The sequence below is a fragment of the Bacillus sp. JJ1532 genome (genome assembly GCF_036965085.1).
Lineage (GTDB): Bacteria > Bacillota > Bacilli > Bacillales > Cytobacillaceae > Cytobacillus.
The window spans coordinates 1-16367 of the sequence record NZ_JBALOW010000077.1; the positions used below are offsets into that span (position 1 = coordinate 1).

15 protein-coding genes are annotated in these 16367 nt (G+C 36.3%); 5 read left to right on the forward strand and 10 right to left on the reverse strand.

Translation table 11 applies throughout. The features are described 5' to 3' along the window. Positions 1–23: 23 nt before the first annotated feature. Complete coding sequence (locus V7122_RS21150) at positions 24–638, forward strand: hypothetical protein (RefSeq protein WP_335528875.1); 615 nt, start codon at positions 24–26, stop codon at positions 636–638. A 124-nt stretch (positions 639–762) separates the two neighbouring features. Continuing rightward, the gene (locus V7122_RS21155) at positions 763–1812 is read left to right on the forward strand and encodes a M42 family metallopeptidase (protein ID WP_335528877.1); all 1050 of its coding nucleotides are present in this window, start codon (positions 763–765) and stop codon (positions 1810–1812) included. A gap of 66 nt (positions 1813–1878) precedes the next feature. On the opposite strand, the gene V7122_RS21160 is transcribed toward V7122_RS21155, so the two are convergent. From V7122_RS21160 to V7122_RS21195, 8 genes are all read right to left on the reverse strand, one after another. After that, positions 1879–2838, reverse strand: a complete 960-nt coding sequence (locus V7122_RS21160) for a C40 family peptidase (RefSeq protein WP_335528879.1) — start codon at positions 2836–2838, stop codon at positions 1879–1881. Positions 2839–3095: 257 nt separating this feature from the next. Then, a complete protein-coding gene (gene selB, locus V7122_RS21165; protein WP_335528881.1) occupies positions 3096–4988 on the reverse strand; it encodes a selenocysteine-specific translation elongation factor in 1893 nt (630 codons plus the stop codon). 10 nt (positions 4989–4998) lie between these two features. Beyond that, complete coding sequence (locus V7122_RS21170; RefSeq protein WP_335528884.1) at positions 4999–5718, reverse strand: YwaF family protein; 720 nt, start codon at positions 5716–5718, stop codon at positions 4999–5001. Between the two features lie 40 nt (positions 5719–5758). After that, positions 5759–6445 carry a hypothetical protein gene (locus V7122_RS21175; RefSeq protein WP_335528887.1) on the reverse strand — a complete coding sequence of 229 codons (687 nt, stop codon included), beginning with the start codon at positions 6443–6445 and terminating at the stop codon, positions 5759–5761. A gap of 103 nt (positions 6446–6548) precedes the next feature. Continuing rightward, complete coding sequence (locus V7122_RS21180) at positions 6549–9683, reverse strand: SMC family ATPase (protein WP_335528888.1); 3135 nt, start codon at positions 9681–9683, stop codon at positions 6549–6551. Beyond that, on the reverse strand, positions 9680–10825 hold the full coding sequence (locus tag V7122_RS21185) for an exonuclease SbcCD subunit D (RefSeq protein WP_335528889.1): 1146 nt from the start codon (positions 10823–10825) through the stop codon (positions 9680–9682). The genes V7122_RS21180 and V7122_RS21185 overlap by 4 nt, the downstream gene beginning before the upstream one ends. 233 nt (positions 10826–11058) lie before the next feature. After that, a complete protein-coding gene (locus V7122_RS21190; RefSeq protein ID WP_066288596.1) occupies positions 11059–11259 on the reverse strand; it encodes a cold-shock protein in 201 nt (66 codons plus the stop codon). A gap of 201 nt (positions 11260–11460) precedes the next feature. Then, positions 11461–11598 carry a YvrJ family protein gene (locus V7122_RS21195; RefSeq protein WP_066288600.1) on the reverse strand — a complete coding sequence of 46 codons (138 nt, stop codon included), beginning with the start codon at positions 11596–11598 and terminating at the stop codon, positions 11461–11463. A 196-nt stretch (positions 11599–11794) separates the two neighbouring features. Here V7122_RS21195 and V7122_RS21200 point away from each other — a divergent pair, with 196 nt between their 5' ends. Continuing rightward, positions 11795–12073, forward strand: a complete 279-nt coding sequence (locus V7122_RS21200; RefSeq protein WP_335343751.1) for a phage holin family protein — start codon at positions 11795–11797, stop codon at positions 12071–12073. Between the two features lie 323 nt (positions 12074–12396). Here the strand turns inward: V7122_RS21200 and V7122_RS21205 are convergent, their stop codons facing one another. Further along, positions 12397–12708 (reverse strand): DUF1259 domain-containing protein, encoded by a 312-nt coding sequence (locus V7122_RS21205; RefSeq protein ID WP_335528893.1) that lies wholly within the window; start codon positions 12706–12708, stop codon positions 12397–12399. On the opposite strand from V7122_RS21205, the gene V7122_RS21210 reads away from it, so the two are divergent. Beyond that, on the forward strand, positions 12629–12811 hold the full coding sequence (locus V7122_RS21210; RefSeq protein ID WP_335528902.1) for a hypothetical protein: 183 nt from the start codon (positions 12629–12631) through the stop codon (positions 12809–12811). The genes V7122_RS21205 and V7122_RS21210 overlap by 80 nt on opposite strands. A gap of 186 nt (positions 12812–12997) precedes the next feature. Next, positions 12998–14137 (forward strand): thermonuclease family protein, encoded by a 1140-nt coding sequence (locus tag V7122_RS21215; RefSeq protein ID WP_335528896.1) that lies wholly within the window; start codon positions 12998–13000, stop codon positions 14135–14137. A gap of 74 nt (positions 14138–14211) precedes the next feature. Here V7122_RS21215 and V7122_RS21220 read toward each other — a convergent pair whose 3' ends face one another. Beyond that, positions 14212–16215 (reverse strand): glycoside hydrolase family 3 protein, encoded by a 2004-nt coding sequence (locus V7122_RS21220; protein WP_335528899.1) that lies wholly within the window; start codon positions 16213–16215, stop codon positions 14212–14214. Positions 16216–16367: the final 152 nt, after the last annotated feature.

A 16367-nucleotide genomic window follows, 5' to 3' on the forward strand; every position in this document is an offset into this window, starting at 1 on the left:
ATATTATTAAAGGAGTTAAAATTATGAACAAGTACTTATTTCTGCTCATTGGATTTCTTTTATTAACGGGATGTGCTGAAAAAAAAGCGGAATCACCAAAACCAAAAGGGACTGCAGAAGAAATAAAAATTGAAGAGTATTTTCCTCAAGAGAATAAAACATATGTATACCGAGGTGAAGGGAATGAATATGCAGCCTTTACTGAATTTTTTTATCAAAGAACAGACAGCTATCTTCCTTCTATTGTTGAAAATGGCGGAACTAGAATATTAAAAATTTATAAATTAACGGATAAAGGAATTTATCAGGTTTATGATCGGCCTGAATTCTATGATGAAGAGATTCCACCTTTGGCAGAGATAGAAAAGCAATTTAACCTTGTCCCACTTTTAATAAAACCATTACAAGTCGAGAAATCATTTAATGGCTTTACAATAAGTCATACAAATGCGGAGCTGTTGCTCCCTATTGGTAAAGTAAAAAATGTCGTCATCATCGAACAGTATGATAAGGAAAATGAGACGATTGTCCGAAAGTATTGGGCACCTGGTATGGGGATGGTTAAGCAGGAATTTGTTTCATCTGAAAAGAATACAGAAAAATTCTCAGTTACGTCAGAGCTTGAAAAAATTCATTAATCATAGTATGGCATGCTAATTACACCATTTCGGTTTTCAAGCATGCCTCTTATTCATTTATTATGAATGTATAAAGCAGTATAATAGGAAGGATCCATTATTTTCATAGAGAGGGGCCATACATATGTCATATCCTAATACAGATGAAATTTTTCAATTAATTTCTAAGCTTGTATCCATTCCAAGTCCATCTGGAAATACAAATGATGTCATTACATTTGTCGAAAATTATTTAAAAGAAATAGAGATCGAAACAAAAAGAAATCGCAAAGGCGGTCTAATTGCAACGATTGGCGGCCAAGATGATACGAACCATCGAATGCTTACAGCTCATGTAGACACACTTGGTGCGATCGTTAAGGAAATAAAACCGAGCGGAAGGTTAAAGCTTGATCTAATTGGCGGATTTAAATATAACTCTATTGAAGGGGAATATTGCGAGATTGAAACAGTATCAGGAAAAAAATATACCGGGACAATTTTAATGCATCAAACGTCCGTCCACGTATACAAAGATGCAGGCAAGGCTGAAAGAAACCAGGATAATATGGAAGTGCGTTTAGATGAAGTAGTAAAAAATGCAGATGATGTTCGTGCCTTAGGCATTGAGGTCGGAGATTTTGTCTCTTTTGACCCTAGAGTGGAAATAACACCTTCTGGATTTATTAAATCAAGACATTTAGACGATAAGGCAAGCGTAGCCATTCTTCTGCAATTAATAAAACAAATTAAGACCGAGAAAATCGAACTGCCCTATACTACCCATTTTTTAATCTCTAATAATGAGGAAATTGGTTATGGTGGTAATTCAAATATTACTTCAGAAACTGTTGAATATTTGGCTGTTGATATGGGAGCGATAGGTGATGGTCAGTCTACCGATGAATACACAGTATCTATTTGTGTAAAGGATGCGAGCGGACCTTATCACTATGGTTTAAGAAAAAAACTTGTTCAGCTAGCAGTGGATAACCAAATTGATTATAAGCTAGATATTTATCCATTTTATGGATCAGATGCATCTGCCGCAATCCGGTCAGGTCATGATATCGTTCATGGATTAGTTGGACCTGGAATTGATTCATCCCATGCTTTTGAACGTACTCATAAGTCTTCCATTGATAATACAGCTAAATTACTCTATCATTACGTTTTATCAGATATGATCGAATGAACATCAGTAAACCAAGCCCTTGTTAGTGGCTTGGTTTACCTTTTTCTGCGTACGAAAATATCTAATTTAAAAGGCAGTTTTCGCACCCAAGTAACGGGTTTTCCAATAGGTTAGAGTCATATCGCTAATTGTGACCCCAGTAGACGATCCAGAGTGGATAAATTTATTGTTTCCAAGGTAAATTCCTGCATGGGATGGACCAGCAGAACTTGTATTAAAGAACACAATATCCCCTATGTCTGGTGATGAAACTGACTTTATTGCATTCCAAATGGTTAAGACTGTTCGCGGAATAGATATTCCTGCATGATTAAAAACATAGTTTAAGTAGCCGCTGCAATCAAATCCCGCAGGTGAGCTCCCTCCCCAAACATACGGCACACCTATATATTTCTTTGCTTCAGCAATCAGAGCATCAACCTTTGAAATTGCACTTTCTTTAATTTGAGTTGCAGGTGCCTGTTGAACCGTTAATTTTTGACCTTCATAAATGACGTTAGAATTTAAACTATTCATAGACATTAACTGTGAAACAGATATATTATTTTCAGTTGCTATTTTCCAAAGAGAATCTCTATTTTGGACTGTATATGTATTAATTGAATCAGGACGATCAACTGGAGGGGCAGGCTGAGCTGGCTTGACAAGTAGTTTTTGCCCAGGATAAATAAAGCTAGAATTCAGATTGTTCAAACTTTTTAATGCGTCAATCGTTTGTTTATTGGAATTGGCAATTCCCCATAATGTATCACCACTTTTGACAATATAGTAATCTGCTTCTCTATTAGCTTCTTCATGATTATGTGGTGCCATTAGATTCAAACTTTGTCCAGGATAGATAACGTAATCTGTAAGGCTGTTCCATTCCATAAGCTGACTAATAGATAGATTGTTTGCTTGGGCAATTTTCCATAACATATCACCCGATCGGACTTGATAAGTCAATTCGTGAGCACTTGCAGGATTCTGAAATGCAGTAATTACTAAGCCAGCTGCTGCAGTCATTGTCAGTAGTTGCTTTCTCATGGTGACCACTCCTTATTTTTTCTTATACACCCTTATTTTAGTAATAATTCTATTAAAATCCTATATGTAAAAATTAGCTCAGTTAGTAATTAAATCCTATAGATGTCAAAACTGGCGATAATGCTAGGATCCCCCAAAAATCCATAAGTATTTAATCCTAAAAACTAGATCTAAGTAACCCCTAGATAAATAAAGCAAGTTAATTATTTGTTTAACACGAAAAAAAGAAGCTGATTGTAATCAGCTTCCCCATGAATTTATGCTCTGTCCTGCCACACCCTTTTATTTTCGACTCTTTTTGTATAACCTAAAGAATCAAGCTTCTCTAGAAATGGGATCATATACTTACGAGAAAGATCGAGGATGTCTTTTGCATCACCTACTTCAAATTCTATAGTGGTTCTCGCTCTTAATTGTTCAACAGCTTTATTAAAGTGCTCCGCATGCCAATAGAATTGTTCGTCAAGGGAGATCACTTCTTCGATATCCGTTAGAAATTTTGTTAGGTCTAGTATTAAATCATTTGGAATTCCGGCTTTCGTAATATAATCATTGAAATACTTAACCTTTAATCCGTCTATTTTCAAATCTGCAAGCATATTTTCGGTGCGCTTCTGCCAGCTTTTTGGTACATGGGGCGTAAATTCGCTTAGGAAAACAAATTGATCCTTCTTACCGAAAACACTTGTTTCAATCCCCTGCTCTAACACAAATTCTGCTAGTTTCTTAGGGGATTGTTTACTAATTAATTGCAAGAGCTCTGCCCTATTCATCCCTGCTTTCAAAGGACTCTCACCGTGAAAATCCTGTAAGAGAGTCTTCATGTCTTTTTCAATTGATTCCTTGATTATAAACAGGGTGTACTCTTTTCCGCCATATAGGAGAAACTCTTCATCCATTAAATAGTTTTGAAGCTCTTGTTCCGCAATAGATGTTCTTTTCAAAATCTCTTGAAACGGCAAACTTTTTGCCTCATAAAGTGCAGCATAAATTCTTTCTTTTGGTGTACCTTCTTTTTTCTTTTCAAGGTCATCAACTGTCTTTTGTCCAAATCGATATTTTTCTCCTCTAGGGTCAATTACCCAACCTCCGCCAATTGTCTCCTGTGGACTAGGACGTCTTAAAATAAAGCGGTCCCCTCTTTTCGTGACAACCTCCTCGTCCAAGCGGATTTGACAAAGGATTTCTGCTGCTTCCGACTTTATTTCATTACGATCAAATAACACAATCCGCCCCATAACCTCAGCTGTACCAATATGACATTTGATTGGCATGCGCTGCTTAACCAAATATTCTAAATCCCCTACAAGACGAAGAGCGACATCAATTGTTTGCGTGACAATAAAATGCTCTGAAGAGACTAGCACATCACCACGCTGAATATCCTCCTTTGCAATTCCGGACAAATTAATGGCAGTCCGCTGACCCGCATAGGCGCTTATAGCTGGTTTATGGTGGACTTGAAGCTGCCTTGCACGAGTTTCCAGCCCTTTTGGCATAATCTTTAATGCTTGTCCTTCCTCTACTGATCCTTCATAAACAGTTCCTCTGACTACTGTACCCTGCCCTTTCACAGAGAACACTTGATCAATGGGCAGACGAAAAGCACCTCTAATATCTCTAGGATCCTGTTTTTTTAATTCATGAATAATGAAATGTTTTAAATCCTTTATTCCTTGACCAGTTAAACTATCGACAAGCATAAATGGTGCGTCTTCAAATACCGTACCTTTTAGTTCACCTAATATATCATCCTTTACAAGGTCAATAAAATCATTGTCAACACGATTAATTTTTGTAATTGCAATAATACCATTCTTAATCCCTAATAAACCGAGTATATGTAAATGCTCACGGGTTTGCGGCATGACTCCTTCATCGGCCGCGACAACGAGTACAACTAAATCAATCCCAGCTACTCCAGCTATCATCTGTCTAATAAAGCGTTCATGACCAGGAACATCTACTACTGAAATTTCCAGCTCTTGATCTTCATATAAAGGAGCAAAACCAAGTTCAATTGATATTTGCCTTTCCTTCTCTTCTTTCAATCTGTCCGTATCAACATTGGTCAGCGCTTTCGTAAGCGTTGTCTTCCCATGATCGATATGGCCCGCCATACCAATTGTGAAATATCTTTTCGTATTCAAAAGCTGTCACCTACCTCTGTATTGCTTTTACCTTTACTTTATTGCAAATTACGAGCAAAAGGAAGAAGAAAAACAAGGCTACTCCCTCTAGAGCTAATATATAATAAGGATACGGACCAAAATAATCTAATAATGATGCATTTGAAGATTTATACGCTAGAAACATATAATTCCCGCCTGTCACCTTATTCGCTGCAAAAGCAAGACAAGCGCTCCCATTTAGAAATAAGAAAGACATGATTAGCCCCTTGCCATTAGGTGTATAATCGTGGACTATCCAAAAATAAAGACAAGTCCAAATGATAACGATATGAGTTATAAAAAATTGGAAATAACGAAAATGAGGAAAACCAAGAAATAACTCAGGCGTTATTACCGCCATTGCTGCTCCCGTAATCCCAATAAAGAAAACAATTTGAAATATATAATTTGATTTAGCAGTCAGTAATATAAGACAAAGAATAAGACTTAAAGAACAAAGCTGAAGCGGTAAAGTATAAGATATATCCCAATAACCATCTTTAATAAGCCATATATGATACATGGCTTCCAAAACGAACAGACTTAAAAACATGAAGATTCTTACAGCCTTATCATGTTCCTTCAAATAGTTTTTCTTTGAATAAAGTAAAATCGTTCCACCTATTAAGACAATGATCATCATAAAATGCTGAAGAGAAAATGCTTCAAATGGAAAAAGAGAATATTCATGACCAAAAATTTTGTTCAATGAAGGATTCCTCTCTTTTATTTAATTTTTTTGTTCTTTGTTAATTTTCAACTTTTGTCTGAAGTTCAAATTGGCTAAATTCCAGCTTCTTCGTAGTCTCTAATTGAATAATTTCCGGATTCTTAAGAATAATCTTCTGCTTAAACAACGGTCCATCATATACAAATGAATGATACTCACCCGATTCACCCATCGGACACATTTCCTTAGTCCTTACATCATCTAAAAATGAAAAGTCCAGCTCTCTTCCTAGCCACGTTTCATCTAGAAAATCCTCCCGTATACGAATAACCGTTGCCTTATAACCAGATTGGAGATAATCCTCAAGCATACGAAGAGCATCTTCCTGCTTTCCCCATAGCGGGTAAATAGCTTGAAGTTCAGCAGCTACTGCCATCTTTTCTCCCCACTCACGATGACCTTGTAAATATAAATCACCAAAGGCGATGCCTTCTATATGATACTTTTCTTTTAATATCGTTAATGTATTGATAAAACTATCCGTATACTTCTCAAAGGTGGTAGAAATAAACTCTACAGGGATATCCAGGCACTCTCCTTGCAGCTTTACCAATTCTAATTTTTCACCATGTCCAAATGTTCTGCCCAATTCAATCGGCACGGTCGTCACTAAACAAACGACATCAATTCCATTCTTTGTTAATACGTCAAGACTGAGGCAGCCATCTTTTCCGCCGCTCCAAGATAAAGCCACTCTTTTTTTCATAGTAATCATCCCCCTTACCAATTTATGCCTATATTTGCATAAATTGTACTCCTATTATGAAAAAGAAAGGATTGAATCATCGGATTCGCACCTTTCCATGGTGTTAAGATAAAAATTGAAATTCTGTCTGACTTCCTGTTTGAGTTGCTATCACTTCAAGGCGGGCATCTATTCTTTCTTTGAGCTCAGGTACATGAGAAATAATTCCAACCAGTCTTCCGCTGCTTTGTATATCCATTAATGCCTCAATCGCTTGATCAAGTGACTCTGGATCGAGAGTTCCAAATCCTTCATCTATAAACATTGTTTCTAATGAGACACCGCCAGCATATTGCTGAACAACATCAGCTAACCCTAATGCGAGAGCTAAAGCCGCTTTAAAGCTTTCTCCCCCAGATAGGGTTTTAACATGTCTTTCTTGTCCAGTATATTGATCAAAAACAAGCAGTTCTAAACCGCTTTGTACATTCCCTTTTGAACGATCCGTTTTCCTTAACAATTCATATCTTCCACTCGTCATTTTTCTCAATCTTCCATTTGCTTCTCTTAAAATATCATCAAGAAAAGCAGCTAATACAAAGCGCTCAAAGGTAATACGGTACGTGTTTTGTCCCTTTGCGATATCATATAAATGACCAATTAATTTATACCTGTCTTCCAGTGCTTTCATACGCCCATTAATTTCATTAATATTTTCTGCTGTTCCATCATTATGTTTTTTCTTCATATATAAATCCGTATATTCCTCTTGAAGCAAACGAATATGTTCTTCGTTTTCTTTAAATAATTTGCTAATCTGTTCTAAATCGGGCATTTCAACATCCTTTAACAAGTAAGAAAGCTCTTCATAACGGTCATGAACGGATCGAAGCTCTTCCCGGTAATCCCTTAATGATTGATCTAACATCTGAATTTCTTGTTCAGACTTCTTCGATTCATTGTATTCTGTGTACGTTCCAAAACCTTGATCATTCATCTTCTGAACAAATGATTCTCTTTCCAGAGTCAATCGTTCTTTTATTCTATCAGCCTGTTTTTCGATGGTTTCATATTTAGCTGATTCTGCGAGGAATTTTTCCTTTGTGTCTTGATATCGCTGCTGCACAGTTTCCAAAAGCTTTATTTGGTCCTCATATTTTTTAACGGAGTATTTCAATCGTGATTCATAAACTTCAGCTGAATGTAAATCAGAAGGTATTTTCGCTATCATTCTTGTTAAATTCGTTTTCTTCTCTGTAAAATTAATGGTTTCATTATTTATTTGTTCTATGTTCAATTGAAGCTGATTTAAATATCTCTCTCTATCCTGCTCCAATAATTTAAGCTTGTTTAAGCATGCTGGCATTTTAGCTTGTCTTTCGGATAATATGCTTTGATTCTGAACAAGTTCATTTCTCTCCGCCAATATGGTTTCTTTCACCATAGGTAATGAATTAATTGTTATATCATCACGCTGATTCTTTATTTCTTTCAGTTGTGAATCCAATGCTTCTTTTATTGAATTTACAATTGACTGTGAATCATAAAAAGCTGATTCAGCCTTTCCTTTTTCCATTTCAAGCTCATCTGCCTGTTTTTTTGCGGCTTTTAAATCTTTTTCATCCAGGATTGATTCTGAGACAGCAGCTACATTTGGATGATCCATTGATCCGCAAACAGGGCATGCTTCCCCATCAAGAAGTTTATTTGCAAGTAGACTAGCTTGTCCATGCAGCCATTTTTGTTCCAGCAGGTCGATCGTTGCCTTTGCATCAGCTAATCGTGAAACAAAGTGATCATAATAACCTTTTCGCTTTTCAAAATTCAATTTTGCCTGATCATAGCGGAGAACTAATTCTTCGTACTTATTAAATCTTTGCATTTCTTCTTCTAATTTCTCTAATTTTTGAGCATTTTGAAGAAATGTAAGCTGTTCTCTCTCAATCTGTTGTTTTTCTTCTTGTAAAAGAAGGATGGCTTGTTCTGATTTCTTTAAAGAATCTTCTAGCTGTGACTTTTCAATCTTTCTTTCTTCAAGGGCTTTTTCAAGCATATTGACCTCTTTCTTCACAATGGACAGAGATTCAATGTCTTCTTTTATATTATTAAGAGAACTGATTTCCTCAGCTAGAGCCTTTCTTTCATCTTCCCGATTTTTTTCTTCTTCCCATTTCTTTTCATGCTCATCTAATAGATCTGACAGTGATGTAATCTTTGACTTTATTGACTGAAGCTCATGATTAGCCTCATCTGACTCTTTTTTCAAATGATGACAAAGCTCTTCCTGCTGAGCAAGCACGGCTGCTTTCTGGGCAAGATTAATTTTTTTCTCTAGTTGAATGTAAGCTTCCTTCTCATTATGAAGTTCAGTCTTTCTTTTTTCTAATTCTTCTTTAGCCTTTAGCTGTTTTACAATGGTCTCTGCTTCAAATAGCTTTTGCTGAAGTAAATCCCGTTTTTCTTGTTTGCCTTTTAATTGATCTGCTAGCTTCGCCAACTCTGCAGCCATACATTCCATTTCTATCTGTAATAAAGGCATGATAAGTGCATCATTTACACTTCCTGCATTCAAATATCCTTTTAGCTCATCATTAAATATAGCAGAAATTTGCTGAATGGCTTGATCCCGGTTTTCTATTTGCTTTTCGACTGATTTCTTTAACTCGACTGCATCTTCCTTTAGCTTTTCTTCGATCCGCTTATACACTTGCGTATGGAAAAGCCGCTGCAAAATGACTTCCTTATCCTTACTCTCTGATGTAAGCAGCTTTCTGAATTCTCCTTGAGGAATCATTAATATTTGCCTAAACTGGTTGCTGTCTATAATCATGATATCTTTAATCTTTTCATCTACATCACGAATATTTGATGCTAGAATTTGCTTTTCTCCATTTTCATTGATCATATACAATTCAGCTTTTGCACCTATCGTTGTATAACCGTCCCCACGTTCCTTCTTCTTCTCCTGTTGAGGGGATCTTGTGATAATAAACGTTCTTTTTCTTAAAGAGAACTTAAGTGTTACCTCTGTTAATAATTCATTTCTAGCAAATTGGCTTCTTAATTCAGGCCCATTTCGATCTTCTCCACTTGCTTTTCCATAAATAGCATAGCTAATTCCATCAAAAATAGTCGTTTTTCCCGAACCGGTTTTACCAGAGATCACAAACATCGTCCGATTTCCAAGCACTGTAAAATCTATCGTTTCTGTACCTGCATATGGCCCAAACGCCTGCATGATTAACTTTAAAGGTCTCATATAGCTGCACCATCCTTCAAAGCCTTTTCAATGACATCAGTCATAATAGCCTTCTTGTCATCAGTAAATTCTGAAGTTGTCATTTCTTGATAAAATTGCTGAAAAAGTTCAAGCTCAGACTTTTTTTCCTCTTTAACTGAGGTGAAGAACTGTTTCTTTTTCATATCAGTTATATCGATTTTTCGCTCAAGATGCAGAACATTTGGATAGATTTTCCGGAGCTTATTAATGGGATCTATTAAGGCGCCTTCATCATGGAGAATGATTTTCAAATAATCATCAACCATTTGCTTCTCATAAAAACCTGGATCCATTAATTCATCCAAAAACCCTTCTATTTCCCTCATATCTTTTTGTGGAGAAAGTTTACGCACCCGCAAATCAAAATGGCCCTTTTCATCCATTTCGATGATGGACACTGACTTTTCTTGTTTTGACTCCGAAAAAGAATACTTAAGAAGTGAACCTGAATAACGAATCCTATCATGTTTAAGAGCATCTGGGCTATGAAGATGACCAAGTGCTGTATAGGAAAATGGTTCAAATAATTCTGCTCCTACGCATCCAGATCCACCTACAGAAAGAGTTCTCTCCGACTCACTTGTTTTTCCGCCAAGAACAAAAGCATGTCCAACAAGTACATTTGGTTCACTAGGATTCAAGGAATCTTCAATTCTCCCGATAACCGCTTTCATCGCGTCCTGATGAGTATGAATGGTGTCATCTGCGAACAATTGCCGAACAATTCCTGGCTCCGCATATGGGACAAGATAGAAATTAACACCATTAATATGTATTGGCCGAACGTTAGAATCTATCTTACCTGATAAATAAAACTGACTTTTCTTGTACCATGAGCTCCCAAAAGATAATCGTTCTGCACTATCATGATTGCCGCCAATTGCAACTATAGGTGTTTTTAACTCTACATTGATTTTGAACAATATGTCATTGAGCAGTTCAACTGCCTCTGTTGGAGGTATCGATCGATCATATAAATCTCCGGCGATTACAACAGCGTCCGGCTTTTCTTCTGCAACAAGATCAACAAATTGCTTCAAGAAATAGCGCTGGTCTTCTGTCATATAAATTCCATGTACAAGCTTTCCTAAGTGCCAATCTGCTGTATGAATAAATTTCAAAATCTTCACCTTCTTATCTTTATATATTCATAGTCTCAAATACACTCATTATATCAAATTTAAGTTTTTATAGGTCTGGAATAGAAGTATGAGGAATTAATTACTAGGTGGGTTTCGAAAGCACGAACGTATGTGCTTATTATAGCATAATCTACTGGAATATTTCTTATTTTTAATTAAATTAATTAAATAAAAAAACAGCCCCACAAAGCAGGACTGTTTATGATTTATGATTATAGTTTATTTACGTTAGCAGCTTGTGGTCCACGAGCACCTTCAACAACTTCGAAAGATACTTCTTGACCTTCTTCTAATGTTTTGAATCCTTCAGTTTGGATTGCAGAGTAATGTACGAATACATCGTTTCCGTCTTCACCTTCGATGAATCCGAAACCTTTTTCAGCATTAAACCATTTAACTTTACCGTTTTTCATGTAAAAAAATCCTCCTATAGGCTGTTGAAAGCCTTGTGTTAATTCACCATTCACAACGATTATAGCTTTTACTCCTCATTACTCATCCAAACAAAAGAATTCTTTGGAAATTTAGCTTTCAAAAATATAATACGATGCATAACGGCTGATTTAAATTTAGCATTTTTGGAATTGAAAGTCAATAATTGTGAATTATTAGAATTACTCCTTTAAACGATCAGGAAGCCCCTGAATGGAATTTACGACTACGTCTAGCTTCGCTTCTATTCTGTGCAGCAAAAATAGTGTCACAATGATCGGAAAGCCAACTTCGCTTATTAATGGTAAGAGCTCCTCCATTACTCCGCACTCCTTTCTATAATAATATTAAAAATTTAGCATTTCACCTCCTGTTACTTTCTATATATAGGTGCTATTCCAAAAAAGATATGGCTGCTATGTATTCTTCTATTTCAAAACAAGTTGGGATATAAAACAAGCCAAATTGCTTGAATCACATAATATATATAAACACTGAAATAGGAGGTGACTTTTTTTGAATCTAATTGAGTATTTAAACCAGAATTATATAATGCTAGTACCTGCTCTTTGGGTGTTGGGGTTTGCGCTTAAACAAACACCAGCCATCCCTGATTGGTTGATTATTTGGATACTCTTTATTGTATCAATCACAATCGGAAGCGTGGCATTTGGATTTTCTATAGATGGTCTTATTAACGGGATTACAGCTGCTGGAGTTGCTGTGCTAGGACATCAAATGTATAAGCAAACAATGATTAGAAATAGTTCTAATAAAAGTAAAAAAGGGCAATAAAAATACAAAGGCCTCCGATGAAGAGGCCTTTCCTATTGTCGCAAAAAAATGACCGTTCATTAAAATGAACGGCCAAGTGTAGTTCACAAGACCTAAGGGAGGAGATCTTCCATATTATTTTATTAAATTTGTTCCATTTGGCTTGGACAATCCCTTCCGCATTTTCATTATTTTTTGGTTCTTATTGTATCAAATTTAATTTATTTCATTTTTAAAGGGAACAATCATTTGTACATCATTAAGATGGCCTAATTTTATTTGTTTTCAGAACTGATAGTGCGTCCTTTGTATCGTTAGCAATTGTAATTGGATGTTCAGTTTTTTCAAAATGGATATATATAAGTCTTGGTACATCCAAATAACCAATGATTTTTGAGGACTGTCCAAATAATTCCATCCTCACGCAAACTGGAGATAAAAGGATTAATTTCATTTTGCTGGATGACTGTTTTCCCTAAACATATTGCCCTGCCGTCCTGATCTATATTTTCAAAGGAAAAGGCCTGAGGTACAAACATAAACGACTCTGCCCTTTTGCCTAATACTACAGGGGGAATGTTTGTCCGAGATTTTGTCGCTGTACAATACACCATTAATAATAGAAGGAGTCGCTCCAAGAATCTCCGCAAAATCATGGCAGAGCACATCGGGCTGCTGCAAATTACTGTTATTCTCCATCATTCATCATCTCCTGAAGATTTCCCCATTCAGGATAATGTATTCAACAATGATTTTTAGGAACATAACTCTATAAATAGCCTAAGACTTGGCGTTAAACCTCAATAAAAACAATGTTTATTGCAATAACTTCCTTTTACATATTTTACATTTCTATTTCGGACAAATAATGACATAAAACATGTATAATTAACATTGATTGTATTCTTATGTTAGAAACTAAGGTTTAGGAGAGAGGAAAATTAAATGAAATTCATTAAAGGAATCATAATAGCTATCATTCTATTATTCATGTTAATCATGGGTATTGCAGTACCAATTGCATTAATTGGAACAGTTGTGTTTTTAATTGGGTTATATTTGTCAAATCAAAAGAAAAAGGGAAACATAATCGTCAAGAAACCAGGATTGATTGTTACCGCAGGATTCATCTTGTTTTTAATTCTAGGGGTTTCCTTTGCCGATACTACTGAAACAGCAGATAAAAATAATGATAATCAAGTAGCAAGTACAACTAAACAAAAAGATTCTGCCAAAAAAGAAGCGGCGGAAAAAGCTAAGAAAGCGGAAGAAGAAAAAGCTAAAGCAGAAGCAGAGGCGAAAGCAAAAGAAGAGGCAAAAGCTGAAGCGGAACGTTTAGAAAAAGAGAAACTAGAAGCCGAACAAAAAGCAAAAGAAGAACAAGCTAGCAGTCTAGGTTTGGAACTGGTGACGATTAGCAGAGTTGTAGATGGGGATACATTCGAAACTTCCGATGGCAGAAAAGTTCGCCTTGTAGGAGTGAATACACCTGAGTCTACCACGAAAACAGAAGAATACGGCAAAGAGGCAAGCAACTATACCACTTCAAAGCTCGAAGGGAAACAAGTTTATTTACAGAAGGACGTTTCAGATACCGATCGCTATACTCGTTTTCTGCGAATTGTTTGGCTTGATATTCCAACGAACGATATGGATGAAAATGAAATTCGAACAAAAATGTTTAATGCTGATCTTGTATTAAATGGATATGCAGAACCTTCTACTTATCCGCCTGACGTGAAATACAGTGATTATTTTGTAAAATTTGCCCGCGAAGCGAGAGAACAGAATACCGGTTTATGGGCATTCGGAGCGGAAGGTACTACAAAGGGTGACCTGGATTCCAAAACAACAGCATCTAGCAGCGGCTCAGCATCTTCATCAAAAAGCACAAATAACAACACAAGTTCAAATACAAATTCGAATACAGGCTCCACTTCCACCGCCCCTTCAAGCAGCGGCAGCGAATCATATAAAAACTGTACGGAATTAAGAAAGGTTTATCCTAACGGGGTTCCTGCTGATCACCCTGCCTATGAATCAAAGCATGACAGAGACAAAGACAATTGGGCATGTGAAAGGTAAAATAAAGCTTTAAAAAACACTTGGAAATTGATATCCAAGTGTTTTTTTATCATGTTTTTAGCAAAAATCTTTTCCTATTGATAAGAAAGTCCGAAATCATACCCATATGCATCTCCATTTTTGTTTCGATACACATAGGATGGAACTTCGCCAAATCCTGGTATATCCCCAATCTCATTGTCTACTGCTGTCTGATTAGCTGGTATTGTAAAAGGAAGTTTCCCAACAGGATTAAATCTCCCTCGAATGACATCTACTAAAGCTTCTGTCTTCACTCCAAAAGTTGCCACAATAGCCGCTGTATTTGGTTCGATTTCATTGATTAACCATGGGCTCCTCATATTAATTGCGGTAATCGTTGGAACCTTTTTCTGAATCTCTATGATTCTGTTTACATTATCAATCCCTGTATCAGGGCCAATTGTGAGCATAGGTTTTCTTTTCATAAAATCCTGTTTAGGCTTCACCCAAACAAAAGCATGGGTTGCATCATCTAATCGATCCGTAATTGTCATTTTTGCATCATATTTTCGAATCTTATCGATAAGATTTTTCGTATTTGACCCATTAGCTCCTCCAGGAAATGCCTCAATATATAGCTTTATTTGACCGATTTTGCTATCTGACAAAGGTAATAGATTGTTCCCATTTCGCAGTAATACAACGGACTTACGATGGGCTAAATCTGCACGTTTTTGAGAGTTTGGGTTATCAACGACTGCCAGTGCTTTTTTCGGATCTATATATGGATTCTCGAAAAGTCCTAGTTTCATCATCTCTGTAAGTAAATAAGTGACGTAGCGATTCACTCTTGCTTCACTAACCAAACCTTGTTTCACAGCATTAATAATAGGAGCAGGATTTGTAACACCAGAAAAAATATTCGTTCCAGCATTTAGCGCTTTTGCAAACCTGTGTTCAACAGACAAATTTAGTGCCCCCCAAGCCTTGTCGACTACTGCACTAGTATCAGAGTTTACATAACCTAGGAAACCTAGTTCTTTACGCAGGTAATCATCAATAAATTGTTTGTTTAAAGCAAAGCCAACTTCTTCAAATTGCTGTGTGGCACTATAATGTGGCAATCCCTGTTCGGCACTCTCATTGCTAGGATATGAATAATAAGGCATAATCGATGTTGTATCTGCAGCAATTGCGGATCTAAAAGGAGGCATATGATACTTTAGCAAACTGCCTTCAGTTGGGTAAAGATTATATCGTCCTTCTTCAAAATGAGGATCAGTCCCTTTTACTCGTGCTCCACCGCCTGGAAAATGCCTGACTGTCGTTGTTACACTATTATCATTAAGAATATCCCCTTGAAATCCTTTCACAATTCGCCAAATAATGTCTGATGTCAGGGTCGGGTGCTCCCCAAATGTTTCATCGTTTCTTAACCATAGTGGATCAGTCACAACATCAGCTGAATATCCGAAAAGTTTACGGATTCCTGTAGCCCTAAACTCTTTTGAAGCGATTTGGGCAAATTCCGTTATTAAATTCAAATCGCGAGTTGCCGCAAGTCCTAAAGTGGCAGGCCAAAAAGAGAATTGTCCAGGCTTGTCCATATCTATTTCCCCAGAAGATGTAGGAACCTCAGAATGGTTTCTTGGATTTGAAATAATGACAGCCGGAATGCCTAATCTTGTATTTTCTGCAGCTGCTTGTAGCTGATTATTATATTTGGCGATTACATCGGCTCTTGGTGATTCACGAAAAATAAAATAGCGGGTGTTTTGATTAATCATCTTATTTGGTAGTTCCAATTTGCCATTTGTAAATTTCGGAAATTCAGGAATAATTAACATTCCTGCTTTTTCCTCCAAAGTCATCCGCGAAACAAGATCTTTAACACGTACTTCATCTGTAAGCTGCCAATTTTCATATGGATCCAGCTTTTTATTGCCATTCAAATCTTTAAACTGTTTTCCATTGACAGTTATTTTTCCTATTACTCGATACTCCATCTCAGGCTGAGCATTATATCTAATTTCAGCACTTGCCTGAGGAATGAAGATTAAAAAAGATAAAAAGACAGTAAAAGAAGAAGTCATTATTTTCTTTAATCTTATATTCATTTATTTCCCTTCCTTTTTATGAAGAATATAGGACTTTCTCTATTACTGTCTCTTTTTTACAGATAATTTATCCGAAAATAAAAATGAAATCATAATTCAATGCTCTACATTTTCTTTGTAACAGGAAAACATTGGGGTTTATTCCCTAGTAA

Coding starts and splice junctions, on each gene's coding strand:
- V7122_RS21150 (WP_335528875.1), top strand. CDS start 24: ATGAACAAGTACTTATTTCTGCTCATTGGATTTCTTTTATTAACGGGA.
- V7122_RS21155 (WP_335528877.1), top strand. CDS start 763: ATGTCATATCCTAATACAGATGAAATTTTTCAATTAATTTCTAAGCTT.
- V7122_RS21160 (WP_335528879.1), bottom strand. CDS start 2,838: ATGAGAAAGCAACTACTGACAATGACTGCAGCAGCTGGCTTAGTAATT.
- V7122_RS21175 (WP_335528887.1), bottom strand. CDS start 6,445: ATGAAAAAAAGAGTGGCTTTATCTTGGAGCGGCGGAAAAGATGGCTGC.
- V7122_RS21180 (WP_335528888.1), bottom strand. CDS start 9,683: ATGAGACCTTTAAAGTTAATCATGCAGGCGTTTGGGCCATATGCAGGT.
- V7122_RS21190 (WP_066288596.1), bottom strand. CDS start 11,259: ATGAAAAACGGTAAAGTTAAATGGTTTAATGCTGAAAAAGGTTTCGGA.
- V7122_RS21195 (WP_066288600.1), bottom strand. CDS start 11,598: ATGGAGGAGCTCTTACCATTAATAAGCGAAGTTGGCTTTCCGATCATT.
- V7122_RS21210 (WP_335528902.1), top strand. CDS start 12,629: ATGTTTGTCCGAGATTTTGTCGCTGTACAATACACCATTAATAATAGA.
- V7122_RS21205 (WP_335528893.1), bottom strand. CDS start 12,708: ATGATTTTGCGGAGATTCTTGGAGCGACTCCTTCTATTATTAATGGTG.
- V7122_RS21215 (WP_335528896.1), top strand. CDS start 12,998: ATGAAATTCATTAAAGGAATCATAATAGCTATCATTCTATTATTCATG.
- V7122_RS21220 (WP_335528899.1), bottom strand. CDS start 16,215: ATGAATATAAGATTAAAGAAAATAATGACTTCTTCTTTTACTGTCTTT.